16 protein-coding genes are annotated in these 16,616 nt (G+C 70.0%); 3 read left to right on the top strand and 13 right to left on the bottom strand.

Annotated features, from left to right (window positions below):
- Positions 1 to 168: 168 nt before the first annotated feature.
- The 8 genes from traB to ABWK59_RS16290 are packed head-to-tail and all read right to left on the bottom strand — an operon-like array spanning position 169 to position 5,830.
- Positions 169 to 2,196 (bottom strand): plasmid transfer protein TraB, encoded by a 2,028-nt coding sequence (gene traB / locus ABWK59_RS16325; RefSeq protein WP_354641319.1) that lies wholly within the window; start codon positions 2,194 to 2,196, stop codon positions 169 to 171.
- Positions 2,197 to 2,231: 35 nt separating this feature from the next.
- A complete protein-coding gene (gene traA, locus ABWK59_RS16320; protein WP_354641318.1) occupies positions 2,232 to 2,828 on the bottom strand; it encodes a plasmid transfer protein TraA in 597 nt (198 codons plus the stop codon).
- A gap of 23 nt (positions 2,829 to 2,851) precedes the next feature.
- Positions 2,852 to 3,385 (bottom strand): hypothetical protein, encoded by a 534-nt coding sequence (locus tag ABWK59_RS16315; RefSeq protein WP_354641317.1) that lies wholly within the window; start codon positions 3,383 to 3,385, stop codon positions 2,852 to 2,854.
- A gap of 49 nt (positions 3,386 to 3,434) precedes the next feature.
- Positions 3,435 to 3,884: a hypothetical protein gene (locus ABWK59_RS16310; protein ID WP_354641316.1), complete on the bottom strand. Its 450-nt coding sequence runs from the start codon at positions 3,882 to 3,884 to the stop codon at positions 3,435 to 3,437.
- Positions 3,881 to 4,108 carry a hypothetical protein gene (locus ABWK59_RS16305; protein WP_354641315.1) on the bottom strand — a complete coding sequence of 76 codons (228 nt, stop codon included), beginning with the start codon at positions 4,106 to 4,108 and terminating at the stop codon, positions 3,881 to 3,883. The genes ABWK59_RS16310 and ABWK59_RS16305 overlap by 4 nt, the downstream gene beginning before the upstream one ends.
- A gap of 20 nt (positions 4,109 to 4,128) precedes the next feature.
- On the bottom strand, positions 4,129 to 5,181 hold the full coding sequence (locus ABWK59_RS16300) for a hypothetical protein (RefSeq protein ID WP_354641314.1): 1,053 nt from the start codon (positions 5,179 to 5,181) through the stop codon (positions 4,129 to 4,131).
- The gene (locus ABWK59_RS16295) at positions 5,178 to 5,588 is read right to left on the bottom strand and encodes a WhiB family transcriptional regulator (protein WP_354644973.1); all 411 of its coding nucleotides are present in this window, start codon (positions 5,586 to 5,588) and stop codon (positions 5,178 to 5,180) included. Before ABWK59_RS16295 ends, ABWK59_RS16300 begins: the two co-directional genes overlap by 4 nt.
- Positions 5,588 to 5,830, bottom strand: coding sequence for a hypothetical protein (locus tag ABWK59_RS16290; RefSeq protein WP_354641313.1), 243 nt, complete (start codon positions 5,828 to 5,830; stop codon positions 5,588 to 5,590). Before ABWK59_RS16290 ends, ABWK59_RS16295 begins: the two co-directional genes overlap by 1 nt.
- Before the next feature lie 449 nt (positions 5,831 to 6,279).
- On the opposite strand from ABWK59_RS16290, the gene ABWK59_RS16285 reads away from it, so the two are divergent.
- Complete coding sequence (locus ABWK59_RS16285; RefSeq protein ID WP_354641312.1) at positions 6,280 to 7,128, top strand: GntR family transcriptional regulator; 849 nt, start codon at positions 6,280 to 6,282, stop codon at positions 7,126 to 7,128.
- Positions 7,125 to 7,811 carry an HAD family hydrolase gene (locus ABWK59_RS16280; protein ID WP_354641311.1) on the top strand — a complete coding sequence of 229 codons (687 nt, stop codon included), beginning with the start codon at positions 7,125 to 7,127 and terminating at the stop codon, positions 7,809 to 7,811. The genes ABWK59_RS16285 and ABWK59_RS16280 overlap by 4 nt, the downstream gene beginning before the upstream one ends.
- Before the next feature lie 53 nt (positions 7,812 to 7,864).
- Here the strand turns inward: ABWK59_RS16280 and ABWK59_RS16275 are convergent, their stop codons facing one another.
- From ABWK59_RS16275 to ABWK59_RS16265, 3 genes are all read right to left on the bottom strand, one after another.
- Positions 7,865 to 8,992, bottom strand: coding sequence for a helix-turn-helix domain-containing protein (locus ABWK59_RS16275; RefSeq protein ID WP_354641310.1), 1,128 nt, complete (start codon positions 8,990 to 8,992; stop codon positions 7,865 to 7,867).
- Positions 8,958 to 9,647, bottom strand: coding sequence for a hypothetical protein (locus tag ABWK59_RS16270; RefSeq protein WP_354641309.1), 690 nt, complete (start codon positions 9,645 to 9,647; stop codon positions 8,958 to 8,960). The genes ABWK59_RS16275 and ABWK59_RS16270 overlap by 35 nt, the downstream gene beginning before the upstream one ends.
- Before the next feature lie 156 nt (positions 9,648 to 9,803).
- Entirely contained in the window at positions 9,804 to 12,764 is a 2,961-nt protein-coding gene (locus tag ABWK59_RS16265) for an ATP-dependent helicase (protein WP_354641308.1), read from the bottom strand.
- A gap of 378 nt (positions 12,765 to 13,142) precedes the next feature.
- On the opposite strand from ABWK59_RS16265, the gene ABWK59_RS16260 reads away from it, so the two are divergent.
- A complete protein-coding gene (locus ABWK59_RS16260) occupies positions 13,143 to 13,748 on the top strand; it encodes a hypothetical protein (RefSeq protein ID WP_354641307.1) in 606 nt (201 codons plus the stop codon).
- On the opposite strand, the gene ABWK59_RS16255 is transcribed toward ABWK59_RS16260, so the two are convergent.
- Positions 13,745 to 15,337 carry an ATP-dependent DNA ligase gene (locus ABWK59_RS16255; protein WP_354641306.1) on the bottom strand — a complete coding sequence of 531 codons (1,593 nt, stop codon included), beginning with the start codon at positions 15,335 to 15,337 and terminating at the stop codon, positions 13,745 to 13,747. The two genes, ABWK59_RS16260 and ABWK59_RS16255, sit on opposite strands and share 4 nt — an antisense overlap.
- Positions 15,338 to 15,420: 83 nt before the next feature.
- The gene (locus ABWK59_RS16250; protein WP_354641305.1) at positions 15,421 to 16,539 is read right to left on the bottom strand and encodes a winged helix DNA-binding domain-containing protein; all 1,119 of its coding nucleotides are present in this window, start codon (positions 16,537 to 16,539) and stop codon (positions 15,421 to 15,423) included.
- Positions 16,540 to 16,616 lie beyond the last annotated feature (77 nt).

Raw genomic sequence — 16,616 nt, 5'->3', positions numbered from 1 at the left:
GGAGGGGTGTCAGCGGGTTCAAGATCAGGTGTCAGGGTGTGCATGATCAGCTGTCAGGAGGGGTGTCAGACGGTGTCTGACACCCCTCGCGCGCACGCGTTACCTGGGGAAATGGGCCGTTTGCTGTCTGACGGTGTCTGACACCTCGGGGGTGTCAGACACCCCGGTTCAGGCGGCGTGGGTCTCAGGGACGATGCGGTAGCGGCCAGCCTCGTGGGTCTCGGCGAGGCGGCCGGTCAGGAGCATCTCCTTGACCTGGGTGGAGATCCACGAGCGGCTGCGGCCGATGCGGTCGCAGTAGTCCATGAAGTCCTTCGGACCGACGGTGTCGCGGCCGTCGTCCTCGAACTCGGCGAGGATCTCCGCCATGATCTCCCGCGCCTCCGCGCCGTCGACCTTGCCCCGCGCAGCCGAGTTGCCGGACTGCGGGAGCTGGACCACGGCGGTCACGGGCGGGAGTTCGGCCTGCGGGTCGATCCACCCAACGTCGTCGCCGTCCTCCTCGGTGTCGTGGTCGGGGTCGAGGTAGAGCGGCTGCTCGTCCTCGTCGTCCCACCCGTCTGGGCCGTCCTGGTGGCCGGGCCGGGCGGGGAGGGGGTGGCGGGTGCGCTGGAGGAAGGCGCCGCCGACGGCGCGGGCGGCGGCGTTGCCGGTGATCGGGTCACACGCGGCCCGGACGTCGGCGAACTCGGTGACGGCCCAGGCGATGTAGTCGCCCGGGGTGAGGAACGCGCGGCCCGGGGTGGCCCAGAAGGTCTCGGGGACGCCGTTGGCGACCAGGTAGGAGTAGCCGGGCTTCTTGTCCTTCCAGGCGTGCGGCGCGGCGCCGGCGTCGAGGGCTTCGTCGGGGAGGGCGAATCCGGCGTCCCGCTCGTCGCGCAGGCCGAACACCCAGGACGAGCCGAGGGAGGCGCGGGTGTCGGTGGACATCTGCGACCCGGAGGCCCGCTGGAGGGAAACGACCAGGGACAGGCCGGCCGACCTCGCTTCCTGGGCGATGCCGGTGAAGACGTCGTCGTCGGTCTCGCGGATGGTCTTGGCGGCCTCCTCGAACCAGGCGATCAGGTAGGGCATGCCCGGGGAGCCGTCCGTCTGCGGCTCGGCGCACGCGGGTTCCCACTGCTTGTAGCCGTACTTGGCGAGCCACGAGGTGCGGGCGGGGATCACGGCCTTGAGGGCTTCGACCATGGCCTTGGTGGAGGTCATGTCGAGGGCGGCCCAGTCGATCGCGGGCAGCAGCGGGCCGAGAGTCTGCTCGGCCTTGGCCGGGTCGGACGCCCACACGATCACGTCCCGGCGGGTGATGACCTCCGACAGGGCGGTGATGCAGCCCTCGGACTTGCCCGACCCGGTCATCCCCATGCCGAGCAGGTGCATCGCGTTGCGGCCTTCTGCGGGGTCGCCGGGGAAGAACAGCACCATCGGGGTGCCGTCCTCGTAGATCCCGACGACGACCGGGTCGGCGATCGAGCCGCCCGGGTGGGACGGGCCGGGGTGCGGTGCGCCGGCCTTGAGCAGGTCGTTCGGCACGACCGTGAGGGTGGCGCGGGAGGAGTCGTCCGGGTCCGGGGTCATCCGGACGGCGTTCTTGGCGACCTTGAATGCCCCGGCGAGTCGCGGCAGGGCCTTCGCCACGTCGTCCGGCGTCAGCTCACCGGGCGGGAGCTGGAGGTCGAACGTCGCCTTGTTCGGGGCGACGCTCCCGCCGGTGACCACGGTCTTCGCGAGGCCGACTTTCTCCAGTAGGCCCTTGTCGGCGGAGCCCGCGCCGCCGTCGGGGTTGACCCGCAGGAGCTGGCGGACGTTCCACGTCGCGGCGAGGGCCGAGCCTCCTATGAAGTAGAGGCTGCCGAGCGGGCCAGCGGCGGGGCCGGCGAGGGCCGCCGCCGTGAACCAGCCGGTTCCGGCGGCGACCGTGATCGCCGAGTGCAGGCGACGCTGCTGCGTGGTGGGCTTGCCCGCCCACCACGTCGCCGCCGTCAGCCCGACCGAGGCCAGGGTCAGGCCGGCGGACGCGGCGGCTGAGCCGCCCCACGCCAGGTGGGCCGGGAGGGAGAGGATGCCGACACCGCCTGCGAGCAGCCACGGCGGCAGGTAGGGCTTGGCGCGGTGGAGCAGGTACTCGCCCACCCCGCCGCTGTGCTGGTTCGGGTCGAGCTGCAGCGGCTGAGCGGCCGCGTGGTTGGTGCCGGACACGGGGAATCCACTCCCTTCCGGGGAATCGTGGCTGGTCAGCCGTTGAAGTCGAACGAGCGGCGCGGGGCCCGCGGCCGGCCGGTGCGCGACAGCTCCGGGTCGTACTCGCGCTGGAACGCGGCGTAGGTGCGGGCGGCGTTCGCTGCGGCGTCCTTCGCGTCGTCGGCGGCCTTCTTCAGGTGCTTCGCGACCCGGCGGGCGCGGAACTGCGAGCCGAACGGCCGCCCGTCCGCGTCCGGGACCTCCTTCAGCACCGCCTGCAGAACCTCGGCGGCCATCGCCAGTTCGAACGAGAGCTGGAGGAACGCCGATCGGCCCTGCTCGCAGTAGTTGCGGATGTCGGCGTTGGTGAAGAACTCCGGGTCCGCCAGCGGTGAGTGCGTACGCCCACCGGCCCCCTGCCCGCCGCCGGCACCCTGGGCGCCGCGCTGCTGGCCGCCGATGCCGCCCGCCATGCCGCCGCCGGCCGGGCCGGAGCCGCCGGGGCGGTAGTTGAAGTGGAACTGTGGGCCGCTGCGGTTGGTCGTCCGGTTCGTCGTCCGGCCCTGGCCCGGCTGCTGCCGCTGGCCACCGCCGCCTGCACTGCCGGTGTTGTTGCCGCGTTGCGGGGGCGGGAAGAAGCTCTTGTCCATGCGGATCTCTCCTACCTGCGGTTTCAGGGCTGGATGGGCTTGGTCGTGAGGCCGCAGCGCGTGCGCCACCAGGCGGCCTGGGCCGCGCCGGTGCCGAGCAGCCAGAGCGTGAACAGCGGCCAGTTCACGGGGCCGAACAGGCACGCCGCCCCGACCCACGCGAGAGCGGCGGAGCTGGCGAGCACCTGGGTGCGCAGGTCGCGGGCCCTGCGGCGCACCGCCGAACGCGGGTGCCAGCGCTTCGCGGCGAACCAGCCAGCCGGGACGAGCACCGCGGGGACGGCAAAGCCGATTCCGGCGGCCGGGGCGATCGCCGACAGCACGCCGGTGGTGAGGAAGATGCCACCCCCGGCCCAGGACGGCGCCCAGGCCACGCGGTGGCGCCACAGCGCCCCACCCACCGCGAGCGCCAACCGCCCGGCCGGGGAGGGACGGTGGGGGACGACCACGACCAGCGGCTGTGTGCCGCGGCCGAGGTCGATGACGTGCGCGGACGTCTGCCGGCGACCGCGCTGACGGGGTATCTGAACCTTGGTGGTGCGGACGCGCCGACCCATGGCGGGTCCTCCGATCATGTCGAAGCTGACGGGTTGGGGCGCTGATCGATCAGGCGGAGGCGATGACGGCTGCGGCGGTCTCGAAGGCGTGGTGCCACGCCTGGTCGAGGCAGTACGCGCCGTTCAGGCCGAAGTCCGCGAGGCGGACGAAGTTGGCCTTGCCGGTGGCATCGGCGAGCCTGCGCAGGGGCTCGCGCCGGTCGGCGATGTAGTGCGTGACCGCCGACAGGGCGAGCGCGGCGGCGACCGGGCCGGGCCGCAGGCGCAGGCCCAGCAGCCGGGATCCGGCGAGCATGGCCGCGGCCTGGGTGGCGGTGTAGGTGGCGACGTGGGCGGCGCAGGCGCGGCGGCCGGCCGCGCTGGACTGCCCGTCGTTGTGGTCGTGCTGGCCCTTGATGCGGGCCTGGTGGTCGGTCTGCACCCAGTGGTCCGCCACGTCCGCGGACGCACGGAGCAGGGCGTAGACGGCGGCGAACCGGGCCGCGCGGCCCGGGTTCACCGCGGACCGCCCGACCGCTTGGCCTGCTGGATGACCGCGCCGACGTACTCCGCGCGGCTGGTGGAGCCGAGGTAGTGGCCGTCGGCGGCGAATACGTGCCACCAGTCGACAGTGCCGTGGCCGTTCGTGGTGTGAGCGCAGGTGAATCCGTGGAGCGGGAAGACGTCCACGACGCGGGTCTGCTCGAAGTCCGGCTCGCAGGCCGGGATGGACTCGGTGCTCATGGCGGGGCCTCCTCGGCCTGTCAGGCGATCGCGGGCACGGGCTGACCGTGCTGGTCGTGCTGGTCGTGCTGGGAGTCGAGGCGCTTGTAGACCTTGGCGACGAACGACGGCGAGCGGGTGGCGAGTTGGGCGGCCTTGCGCTGGGCGAGGCCGAGTCGCCAGCACTCCTCGATCACCGCCGCCGCGTCGGCCTCCGACAGCCGCTCGGAGTCGGCGTCGACGTCGTCCGAGCCGGGGTCCTCGCCCTCCGGCTCGTCGGTGAGCGCCTGGCTGTCCGCAGGGTCGGTGTCGGTGAGCACGGTGGCGCTCACCGGCTCGACGGACCTCATCTCGGCGGGCTCTGCGGACGTCTCCAGCGCAGCGCCGTCCGGGGTCGGCGCGGGCGGGGTGAGCACCACGGCAGCAGAGGTGAGCGCGGAGTGAGCGGCCGGGCCGCTCACCGCAGCCACCGGAACCGCCTGCGGGCGGATCGGGACGGCCGGCGAAGGCGTCTCGACCGGTGCCGCGAGCCCAGTTGGCGGCAGGGTGTGCACACCAGTGAGCACCGGCTCCGGGGTGGTGTACAGCGGGGCGAAGCCGTCGTCGAACGGCGGCGGGGTGGCCTCTTCCCCGGCGCGGCGGGCAAGGTGGGCGAGGGAACGGCGGTAGGCCGGTCCGGCCTCCGCGACCAGCAGCAGAAGCAGCGGCGGAATCAGGTGGACGACCACGCCGACCAGGTCCTTCGCCAGTGCGGCGGCCCCGATGTTCAGCCACACCGTGGCCAGCCCCGTCACCCAGCGGAAGACCCGCGGCCAGGCTCCGCCGGCCACCCCGTAGCGGGACAGAGTGCTGTCCGACTGGAGGGAGAGGACGAAGCAGCCGTCGGTGGCGACCGCCATCACCGGGCCGGTTCCCCAGCCGGGCGAGTGGGCGTCGATGAACGGCGCTGCGGTGGACATGCTCACCGCGGTCACGGCCCCGGTCAGCACCCACGTGAACCCGGTGATCACCCGGCTCGTGCGGCGGATCTCGGCCGGGGTGGGCACCTCGGTGAACACCCGGTGAGCACCCTCGCCGGGACGGTGGGCGCTCACCCCGCGCCCCCTGCGCTCACCCCGGCCACTGCAACGTGGCGCGGGGCCCGCTGCCCATCGGACAGCGACTTCTTCAGCGCGCGGCGCTCAGCGGCGGTCAGGCCGCCGAAGACGCCGTGCGGCTCGACCCGGACCAGCGCCAGCGTCAGGCACAGCTCCTTGACCGGGCAGCCGGCGCACACCGCCTTGACCCGGCGGACGGCGAAGTCGACCGCGTCCGGGTCAGCGTCGGTGTCATCGGGGTCGACCTCGGCGAAGAACAGATCCGGGTCGACCCCCTTGCACGCCGCGCCGGGCAGGCTGCCAGCCGAGGACGGAATGACCTCCACGGCCACCGGACCGGTCGGACGGGCGGTCAGGTGCGGGCGGGCAGTGCCACGCAGCCCGCGGCGAACGAAGCGCGCCATCACGCCGCCGCCTTCCACACCAGGGCCCGGCGCCGCTCGGCCGTGCGCATCAGCGCCTTGGCGTAGCGGGCGGGCTCGGGGGCAAGGTCACGCAGAACTTCCCGCGCCACCGCGAGGCGCACCACCGTGTCGGTCGCCGTCTCGTCGGTGGCGCCAGCGAACAGCTCCACGTCGATGCCGAGGGCCAACTCGGCGAACTCCGAGGCCGTAGCGGCCTCCTGGCCTGCAACAATCAGTCTCATGGGTCTACCTCTTCCAAACAGTGGAGTAGGCCCGTGAGGGGCTGCCGCGCGCCCGGCCAAGGAAGGCGCGGCAGCCCCGATTCACGGAAAAGTTGAGGCCCTCGCCACTGGTTGCCCAGGGCGATCAGGCCGGATGTGCCGCTGCTTTTCGGGAGCGCGCTCCCGTTCCAGGACGCAGACGGCATGATCTTTCGATCTCGAACCCTCCGGGCTGACAAGGTGCCCGGGTACCTCGGCCCGATCTGTTCCGGGCCCCTTCACCCACCAAGCGCGGCAGCGAGCCGACGCCAGCGGGCGCATTTGCGCAGGTCAGGGCAGCCCAAAGAAAGGCCTCCCTTTGCCGCTCTGCGTCTCGCAGTGGCGACACACACAACATAGACAACCTGCCTAGGCAGGTCAAGAGAGCTGGGTTTCTCGCGTGTGTTGAGCACCTGCCCTAGCATGGGTGCATGAGCCTCGACCCGGATGACTCCCGCCCGCCGTATCAGCAGGTCAGCAGCTCTTTGCGGGCCTCGATCCTCACCAAGAAGCCCGGCTTCGAGACGGGCGACAAGCTGCCCTCGGGCCCGGAACTCGCCAAGCACTTCGGTGTTGCGCGCGGCACCGTCGACAAGGCGCTCGACCTGCTCAGGACCGAGGGGCTGATCGTGACTCGGCAGGGCAGCGGGTCTTTCGTTCGGGAGCGCACGTCCCGCCCAGTGGGCCTCCGGCCGCATCTTGAAGCCGCCTTTGAGCAGCAGCAAGTGACGCTGGACTTTGCAGGCTTCTCCAGCGAGACGCTCCACAACGCTCTGCAGGAGCCGCTCGACAAGGTGCGCTCCGGCCGCCTGGCCCCGGAGTCCATCACGGTGCGACTCCTGCTGCCGGACACGACCGAACCCATGGCTGTGCCAGTGCTGGTGGAGGGCCTCCGGGATGAACCGGCGCTTCGGCAGCGTGCACGCAACATCGCCCTGACTAACGCCGGCGGAATCGCCCACTCAGTGGAGGTGCTCGGGGAGCTGGGACTCGTCCAGTCCGTCTCGGTCCAGGTGAAGGTGCATCGCGCGTCGAGCCTCTTCAAGCTCTACATCCTGAACCGCGCCGAGGCATTCTTCGGGTTCTACCCGCTCAGGGAAAGGACGGTTGCGATGGATGGCAACGACCACACGTTTTACGACGTAACGGGCAAGGACACAACGCTGTTTCACCACGCCGCTGGCCCGGATGATGCTTCACTCGGGTCGCAATACGTCCAGCAGGCTCAGGCATGGTTTGACAGTGTGTGGTCGACGATCGCCTATGAGCGTCAGCCGTGACCGCGGCCTCCCCGTCGCTCGCCGACGTGCTCCGTCCCGTGAAACACGTCCTGCTCGACTTCGACGGCCCGATCTGCTCGGTGTTCGCCGGGCTGCCGGCGCCGGAGGTCGCCCGACGTCTCTGCTCGGGACTAATCGCCGCTGGCGAGCAGGCTCCGCCCGGAGCGGAGGCTGAGGCCGACCCGCTCGCTCTTCTTCGGCTGATTGCGGATGCCCGGCCCGATCTTGCCGCCGCAGCGGATGGCGCCCTGGCAACACTGGAGACTGAGGCTGTACGTCTTGGCCGACCGACACTGGGGGGCGAATCGGTTTTGCGTGCCTGCTTTCAGACCGGCCGCTCAATCTCGGTGGTCAGCAACAACGCGGGCAAGGCAATCGAGACGTACCTTGCTGACCACGGACTTAGCGGCTTTGTGGCCGGGGTCTATGGCCGAACTCCGGGTGACCCGTCGTCGATGAAGCCAAACCCAAGGCTGCTGATGCAGGCCATGGAGTCTGCTGGCGCCAAGCCCGAGGAGTGCATCTTCATCGGCGACGCAGCAAGGGACGTCGAGGCTGGCGACGCCGCCGGGGTGGCCACGATCGGGTACGCCAACAAGCCAGGCAAGGATCTTCGACTGGCTGCAGCTGGCGCCGTGGTGATCGTCACTTCGATGCAGGCAGTTGCCGATGCCCTCGCTTGAAAAGCCAGTTCTGCGAATTCAGCGTCGCAACCGGGAGTGCCTTCGGAGCCGCCTTATCGAACTAGGGTTAGGTGACCGGATACCGGGGGTGCTGTTTGGCGACCCCCAGGGAGCGCTGAAATAGCTAGACCAAATACCAATGCGTCGAGGTCTTTCGCATTATCCCCAAGATCGGCCGCAATCCCCTTGATGGACCATCCATCCTCGCGCGCCATTCGGAATAGCTCCGAAAGAAGCTTCGAGCTCTCTCGGTCCATTCCGCCCGGCTCGGCGGACCTAAATCCTCTCTGCGAGAGGTCGATCATCCATTGCCGTCGAGTCCACTCTGTAATGAAATCAAGCTGATAGAGGCGCTCGACCATTGCAACGGCCGACACCTTCCAGTAGGCCTTCAGCTTGAAGACATCATCAATTCGTAGCTTTCCGACGACCTGTGCGTGAAGCTCATCAGCGGGAATCAGGAAGCTGGCTGCGAACTCGTGAGCCTCCTGCTCCGTCTGTCGCGAAAGATTCTTCTTCGAGCCCTTATGGAGAATCATGTGGCCAAGCTCGTGCGCGAGATCAAAGCGCATCCGCTCTGCCGACTTTGACGTGTTCAAGAATACGAACGGCCGGCCTTCGAAGGTGAACTCAAAGGCGTCGACCTCCCTGTCGGGGCGGGGGAGGGAGAATACTCTGACGCCCTTTCGCTCCAGAAGCGTAATCATGTTTTTGATCGGCTTCTGATGAAGGCCCCAGATGGATCGCACCTGTTCAGCGGCCAGCGTGGGCGGCAAGTCCGCCATGTCTGCGAGATCTGGAATGTCGACGGAAGGAGTCCCGTAGTGCTTGTCGATCCATGCGCCGAGTTCAATCGCAAGGGAGCTGACGGCCAGGACGCGAGAAATTTGCCGCGCGCTTACGGATGAAAGCGCGCGGAAGCTTACCGACGATTCTTCAACTTGCGGCGCATCGTCGGCATAGAAAAACTCGGGCGGGACGTCGAGGGCGTCGGCGAGAGCATCAACGGGCGGAGCGTCAACGTCGCCAGCTTCCCATGATGTGACCGCCCTCCGTGTTACGCCGCAGAGCTCCGCCAGGCCCTGCTTGGTCAGGGCCCGGCGTTCGCGAACGAGGGTCAGGCGCGAGGGGTTGAATGACCTCAGGTCATGCCGGTCGAGTGACCATCGGGTCTCCGTCATCGTCGTCCTCGTCAGGCTCAATCGGTGCGACCGCACCTGTAACCGGTACGGGGGGAAGAAGGATACGTTCGATCCACTCCCCGACGAGCCCGTCATCCCCGACTCGCACGGGGAGCGATAGCTCGACTCGAACCTTATCCTCATCCGGGTGGATCACCAGGAACCAGGTCGAGCATGCTTCGTCTGCTGGGAGCTCTTCCCTCGCGCCAGGGATTTCTAGATCGAAGGCAAGCTGGCCGATGACGGCATTACGCCGCACCCGCTCCTTCGTCTTCGGGCCCCGCTTCCGGGTCAGCTTGGGGTCGCGCCTACCGTCGATACCGGTATAGGTGTCGCCGGATACGACCGCAAACGCAACCTCACGTTCGATCGAGTAGACGGTCTCGTAGTTGCTCGTGGATCCGATGCGCCAGCCCCGCCGGATCTTGAGCAGCTGCCGCCGAAGGCCGGCGAGCGTCTCGGCCCACATCGTGATCCCCGCATAGTTGCGAGGGTAGTAGCGACTTGAGACGCGGCTCCGCGCATCGTCGCCAGCGATGACGCTCTGGTGGATCTGTTCAACCGAGAGGCCCCATTGGGCCAGTCGGGCGTCCGCTTGCTCGGGCGGAACGACCTTGCTGCGTCGAGCAGGACTCTGCTCAGGCTGCTGGATCACAGTGCCTCCGTTGGCCGACTTCCTCATACGGTACCTCATCCGAGGCGAAGAAAGAGGAAGATCCTCTTCTTCGTTGCGCTGCGTAGTCGAATCTCCATGCCATGACCCTGCCTATCGGGTGGGGCCGCCCCGGCAAGGCGGCCCCACCCGACGTGCTCACTGTCGCGGGTCGACCTGCGAGAAGGCTGCGATCGGGAGGAAGCGCTTCCTGCCTTCGCCGTCCGGCAGGTGAAGAGCCGGCGGCTGGTCGTTCGTTGCAAACCGCTGCGTCTTCTGGGCGCAGATCTGGGAGAAATCGCAGCTGCCGCACTTGCTACTGGAGGCGCGCTGGGGGAAGTCGCCGTCCGTGATCCGGTCTACCGCCCATTCCACGTTGGCCACCGCCGCGTCGACCGCGTCGGCGTCGACCGGGACCTGAATCCGCTGGCTGTCCTTGAGGAGGTGGACCGCGCCGGTTCGGGCGTTCGCGCCGTGAACCAGCTCGGCACCTCGGCCGTACAGCTGGACCTGCAGGGAGAGGTCTTCCCAGTGCAGGTCCGGGTTCTTGGTCGGGTCCGGACCGCCCTCCATGGTCTTGAAGTCGACGACCTTGGCGTCCTGGATCTTCTCCGCGTCGTCGAAGCTCAGCAGGAGATCGATGGCTCCCGAGATCACCGCGCCCTTGATCGGGATCTCGAACGGAAGCTCCACCTGCCGCTTGGTCTCGAAGTCCTCGGCGTAGTCGGCGGCGTAGTCGGCGACGATGTCCGAGGACTTCTGGCGGGCGCGCTCGTACGCGCCAGGGCGGTTGACCGGGTCGGAGCTGGGGGCGACGTGCTTGAGGTGGAAGAGCTGCTCGGCGATCGCCCGGGCCTCGTCAGGGGTGGGGGCGCTCTCCTTGTAGGCCTGGTGCAGCTTGCCCACGGCGGCGTGGACGGCTCGCCCGAACCCGAAGAGTTCCGGGATGGGCGGGGCGAAGCCGTTGACCACGCTCAGCTTGTAAGCGTGGGGACAGCGCATGTAGGTGTGGATCTGGGAGTAGGTCGTGGGGAGCACCGACTCGTCGCCGCGCCGGCGGGGAGTGGCCGGCGGCGGCGTCACGGCGGGCGGTGCGCCCGGATCGAGGAGATCCCGCCGGATCTCGGGATGGTTGAGCCGGGCCGCGAACGGGGAGACCCTGGCGATCCGCTTGCCGCCGGGGAGCTGGGCGGACCCCGTGACGTACAGGTACCGCTCGGCCCGAGTGATCGCGGTGTAGAAAAGGCGGGCCTGGTCGGGCGTGCCCGTCTGGTATGAGCCGTTGTCGAGCGCCTGCTGGATGAGGGTCGCGGGCATCCAGCCGTCATAGCTGCGGCGCCGGCCCGGGAAGCGATTGGCCTCCACGTCGACGACGAAGACCACCGGAAACTCAAGGCCCTTGGCCTTGTGCACGGTCGACACGGACACCGCGTCCGGCCGGCTCATCATCTGGTTGTCGGTCTCGTAGCCTTCGCCGGCGACGTTCTGCAAGAAGTTGAGGAGCTCGCCGAAACGGCGGCTGCCGTCGATGGAGACGTACACGGTCTCGACGTCCTTCAGGATGCGACTGAAGGTGCCCAGGTCGGCCATCACGCCGTCGTCGAACCCGCTGTCGGCGACGTTGAGCGCCTGCAGGAGGTCATGCAGGAGCTGCTGCGGGAACAGCCGCTGCCGCGGAGCGCCCTGGACGACGGGAGTGTGGATGCGGCGACCCCACTGCGCGAAGACGTGCCGAACGCGGTGCAGATCGGCGAGCGGGAAGGCGATCGACAGCTCGGAGTTGAAGAGCTGGTCGACCTCGTTGCGGTCCGGGGACTTCTCCCGCAGCAGTTCGAACGCGCTGCGAACCGCGGCGGGCTGAGCGCGGTCGAACAACTGGCCGCCGGCGTTGAGGTCGTAGACGATCCCCCGCGTGTCCAGGGCCTGGATGTATGCGGTGTGTCGCTTGGTGCCGTCCGCCTCCGGCTGCTCGGTCGAGCGCATCAGGATCGCGAAGTCCGCCGGAGTGAGTCCTCGACGGGTCCCGTCGGGCTCTTCGTACTCCGTGCCGAGGAGCTCCTGGATGCGGTCGGCGACGAACTCGGCCTCCGTCTGCCGGTCGGGGAACTGCTGGACGGCGAGCTCCCTCGGGTCGCGGTCCGCGTGGGCCTTCAAGACCTTCGGAAGCCGCATGGCACCCAGTTCCTGGGCCGCGAAGTCACCGGCCGCCTCGACGATCGCCGAGGTGGAACGGAAGTTGGTGAGCAGCTTGTGCACCGAGGCATTCGGGTGCCGCTTGTCGAACTCCAGGATGTTGGTTACGTCGGCGCCGCGCCATCCGTAGATCGCCTGGTCATCGTCGCCCACCACGAACAGCGTGTCGGAGTGGTGGTGCATGAGCTCCACCAGGCGCTCCTGCACCACGTTCACGTCCTGATACTCGTCCACCAGCACGTGGCGAAGCGGGGCAAGAGCCTCTGCGGCTCCCGGTTCACCGGCCTCCAGCGCCTCCACGACGAGCCGCTGCATCAGCGAGAAGTCGATGTAGTGGTCCTTCTCCATGTTGGACCGCAGCCGCTCCAGGGCGGCACCCAGTTCGGCGTCCTCGGCTGCGACCTGCTCGGGGTCGAGCAGCTCGTCGTTCATCATTTGCCAGGCCCGTCCGAGCTGCCTGAGCGACTCGAAGTAGCCGCGCCGGCTGCCCTTGGCGGTGGGGTGCGCGTCGCGCAGCGCGTTGATCCCGAGCTTGGGGTAGCGCGAGATCAGATAGACCTGGAACTGCATCTCGTCCAGCACGTCGAACTGCCGGTAGCGGGCGTCCATCTCCCCGAGCACCCGGCGGCACCAGGCATGGATGGTCCCGATGTACATGCCTCCGACCATGAGCGGGTCCAGTCCGCACTGCTGCAGTGCGGAGGCCACCCGGGTCTTGATCTGCTCGCCCGCCTTCTCGGAGAACGTGAAGGCGACGATCGACTCGGGCGGTGCCCCAGAGGCGACCTGATGCGCCACACGGCCCGCCAGCGTCCGGGACTTGCCCGAGCCCGCTCCCGCCAGCGCCAGGACTTCGCTCTCCGGGGCGACCGCGGCCGCGAACTGTTCAGCGGTTAACCAACTCTGCAGCGCCGTCTCGACGTTCATCCTTAAGGCCTCCGAGCCATACCGGTCAGTGAGGCCAGGGTGCCACGCGGGACTGACAAACAGCCCCGACCTCCCGCCACCTGCGAAGCAACGAGAGGCAGCAAGCAGGCGTGCGAACGCTCGTGTGGTCTCAGTCCTGGTCTCAGTCCACCCTGACCGTGACAGTCCTTGTCTGTCCGCCGCCATCCTCTGACCTGCGCCGTGGATGGCGGCGGACGGTGGCGGATGACAATCGCGCAAACTCGTAATGCGTAGGTCGCGGGTTCGAATCCCGCAGGCGGCTCAGACATAGAAGGCCCGGTCAGTCATCCTGACCGGGCCTTTGTCATGTGTGCGATTCGCCGGAAGGCGTGCCTGCGGCCGGACTATGGTGATCCGATGGACGTGGGGGCGGTACTGATCGCGATCACCGGTGTGGCGGGCACGCTCGGCGGTGCGTTGCTCACCCAGCGGGGGGCCGACCGGGCCAAGAAGCGTGAGCTGGAGATGGGCCACGCCATCCAGGAGGCGCGTGAGAATCTGGAACTGCGGCGGCGGTGCTACACCGAACTCCACCGGGAGGCCCGGCAGTTCGCCACGGCGCTGAGCCGGCACCTGTACGTCATGCGGGATCGTGCGCCCGGGGAGGAGGACATCCGGGCGCTGGAGACTGCCAAGGACGCCCACCGGGACTGCTGGTCAGAGACGCTGATGGTCGCCCCGGACACCGTGATCGGTCCGGCCAACGAGCTGAACGATGCACTGACCCGGGTGTACGGGCAGATCAAGCGCATGGAGCAGGGGAAGCCCCGACAGGGCGAGACCCTGCGGTCGGCCGCCGAGGCGCAACACGCGCTCTGGCCCCTGATACGCGCCACCCGAGAGGCGATGCGCGGTGATCTGGGTGTCACGGGAGCCGCCCCCTGGCCCCGGTCGGACGCGTCCGACCATCCGGCGGTGATGATCGGGGACTTCGAGGAGGCCCTGGGCGGCCCGGACTCCTAGCCCGTGCCGCCGGCCGTGTCAGAGGCGGGGTGGTGGCCGCTGGCCGCCTGGAGGACGGCGGCGAGGGTGTCGGCCTCGGTGGCGGGTTTGTCGTCGCGGTAGCGGAGGACGCGCGCGAAGCGGAGGGCGACGCCGTCGGGGTAGCGGGTGGAGCGCTGGACGCCGTCGAAGGCGATCTCGACGACGAGTTCGGGGCGGACCACCACGCCCCAGGGTTCGCGGGAGACGGCCAGCTGCTGGAGGCGTTCGGTCTGCCAGGCGAGGACGGCGTCGGTCAGGCCCTTGAAGGTCTTGCCGAGCATGGCGAAGGAACCGTCCGGGCGGCGGGCGCCGAGGTGGAGGTTGGAGAGCAGCCCGGTGCGCCGGCCGTGCCCCCACTCGGCGGCCAGCACCACCAGGTCCAGCGTGTGCACCGGCTTCACCTTCAGCCAGGAGGTGCCGCGCCGCCCCGCGCTGTACGGCGCGTCCAGCGCCTTGACCACCACACCCTCGTGCCGGTGCTCGCCGGTGGCCGTGGCCGTGAACGCGCGGGCCGCGTCACGGGCGGCCGGGTCGTCCGGATCGGCCACCACCAGGCGGCGGACCCGGGACGACTCCGGTACCAGGCGTGCGAGTTGCTCGTGCCGCTCGGCGGAGGTGAGGTCCAGGAGGTCGCGGCCGTCCACCGCCAGCAGGTCGAAGAAGACCGGGGAGAGGGCGAGCGCCGCGTTGGAAACCGCGGCATCCAGGGGAGCGCGGTCGGCGGTCGAGGCGACCCGGCCGGAGGTCTCCTGGAACAGTCGCGGCCGCCCCTGCTCGTCCAGTGCCAGCACCTCGCCGTCCAGCACCGCCTGCCGCGCCGGCAACCCGGCCACCAGGGCGACCACCTCCGGCAGCCGCTCGGTGATCTCGGCCAGCGTCCGGGTGAAGATCCGTACCGCCTCGCCGTCGCGGTGCACCTGGATGCGCACCCCGTCCAGCTTCTCCTCCAACGCGCACGGCCCGAGCCGGTCGATCGCCTCGTCCACGTCCTTCGCCGTGTGCGCCAGCATCGGCAGCACCGGGCGGCCCACCGTCAGCGTGAACTCGCCCAGGACGGACGGTCCTTCGGCCAGCAGCCGCTCGGCCAAGCCGCCCAGCGAACCCGACAGCATCAACGCCCGCCGCACCTCGGCCGCCGGCGCCCCGCAGACCACCGCCAGCCCCTCCACCGCCAGCGCGTCCAGCGCCCCCTGGCGCAGCTCCCCGCCGATCAGCCGGAGCAGGAACAGCTGCTCCTCGGCCGTCGCCGCGCCCATCAACTCCTCGACCAGGCGCTTGCGTTCCGCTTGTGCGCCCTTGCCCGCCACGGCCGCCAGGCGGGTCAGTGCCGCGTCCACCTCCAGCACGTCGAGCCGCGGCTCGGCCGCCGGCGGCACCGGCTCCTGCAAGGTCCGCCAGCCCACCCCGATCCGGCCCTGCGGGAGCCGTCCCGCCAGGTAGGTGATCACCACCGGCGCCTCGGCCGGTTCGGTCCGCCGGAACAGGCCGGCCAGCAGCGCGATCTTCTCCGTGCGGGAGGAGGTCAGGCCGATCTCCCGCGAGGTCTGGGCGACGTCAGCCAGGTGCATGGGCCCATCCTCACCCGCGCCGCCGGAGAAACGCCGGAGCAGCGCGTCGAGGAGAGGGGGAGAGAGGAGAGAGAGGAAGGGAGTCAGACGGTGCGGACGGACAGGGTGCGGACCTCGCCCGTGCAGGCCGCCAGGCGGGCGGCCTCCGCCTCCAGGCCCGCCTCCGGCACCCCGCCCTCCTCCGCGAACAGCCGGACGTCCACCACGCCGTCGGTGAACTCCCACACCCCGACCACCCGGCCCCCGAACACCACCACCGGCGAGATCCACCCCGCCGTCCGGCTCACCGCCTTGCGGCGCTCCGCGGCGATCAGCCGGGTGTCCGCCGTGCCGGGACCCAACACGTACTGGTCGAACCCCGGCAGCAGCCGCACCTCCCGCGACGGATCGGTCGCCGCCAGCACGTCCACGTCCCCCGCCCGCAGCCACCCCGGTACGCCGTCCACCTCCACCTGCGCCAGCCCGTCCCCCAGCGCCGCGAACCAGCCGCGCAGCTGCGCCTTCCGCGAGGCGCCGCGGATCAGCCAGGCGTCGAACACCTCCGGGGACGCCGGCCCGTGCGCGCCCAGGTAGGCGGGGATCACGGCGGCCGCCGCCTCCTCCGGGTCCGGCAGCCCGGGCCAGTCGGGCAGCCAGGCGGCGGGCGAGGTGAAGGTCGTCGTCCGGGTGCCCCGGGACGGACCGTTGCACAGCCGCCCCGTCCAGGCCAGCGGCTTGAGCACCGTGCCCCAGCCGGAGGTCAGCTGCTCCCGCAGCCCGGCGAACCCCGGCCGGGCGACCAGCGCCTCGGTGAGCTCCTGCCGGGTCAGCGGCGGACCGTCCAGCACCTCCTCCACCGCCTCGCCCAGCGCCGCCATCTGCGCCGGCGCCACCCCGAAGGCCCGCTGCCAGGACGGCTTCTCCCAGGTCCTGGCCGCCGCCATCAGCGACAGGTACGCGGGCGCGTGCCGGGCCGCGAGCAGATGCAGCGTGCCGCGCATGGCCCAGGTGCGGACCAGCGTCCGGGCGGCCAGCGCCTGCTCGACCCCGGCCGGACGCGGTTCGCGCTGCCGTACCGCGACCGCCAGTTCGGCGGCGGACGGCACCTGGGCCTGCACCCCGGCCAGGCGCTCCACCAACTCCTCGGCGGAGGCCGTCAGCCGCGGCGCCAGGCCCTGCTGCCGCAGCCGCCAGGCCAGCACCTGCCCGTGCGTCACCTTCATCCGCGTCCTCCCCACACCGGGTGCCGGTCCGTCCGGGCGGCGTTCGAGCCGAAGCGCCCCTGACGGGCCGACCCGGT

This window comes from Kitasatospora sp. HUAS MG31, assembly GCF_040571325.1.
GTDB classification, from domain to species: Bacteria; Actinomycetota; Actinomycetes; order Streptomycetales; family Streptomycetaceae; genus Kitasatospora; species Kitasatospora camelliae.
The sequence above is the reverse complement of the archived record's forward strand: the minus strand, read 5'-3'. Positions and strand labels throughout refer to the sequence as shown.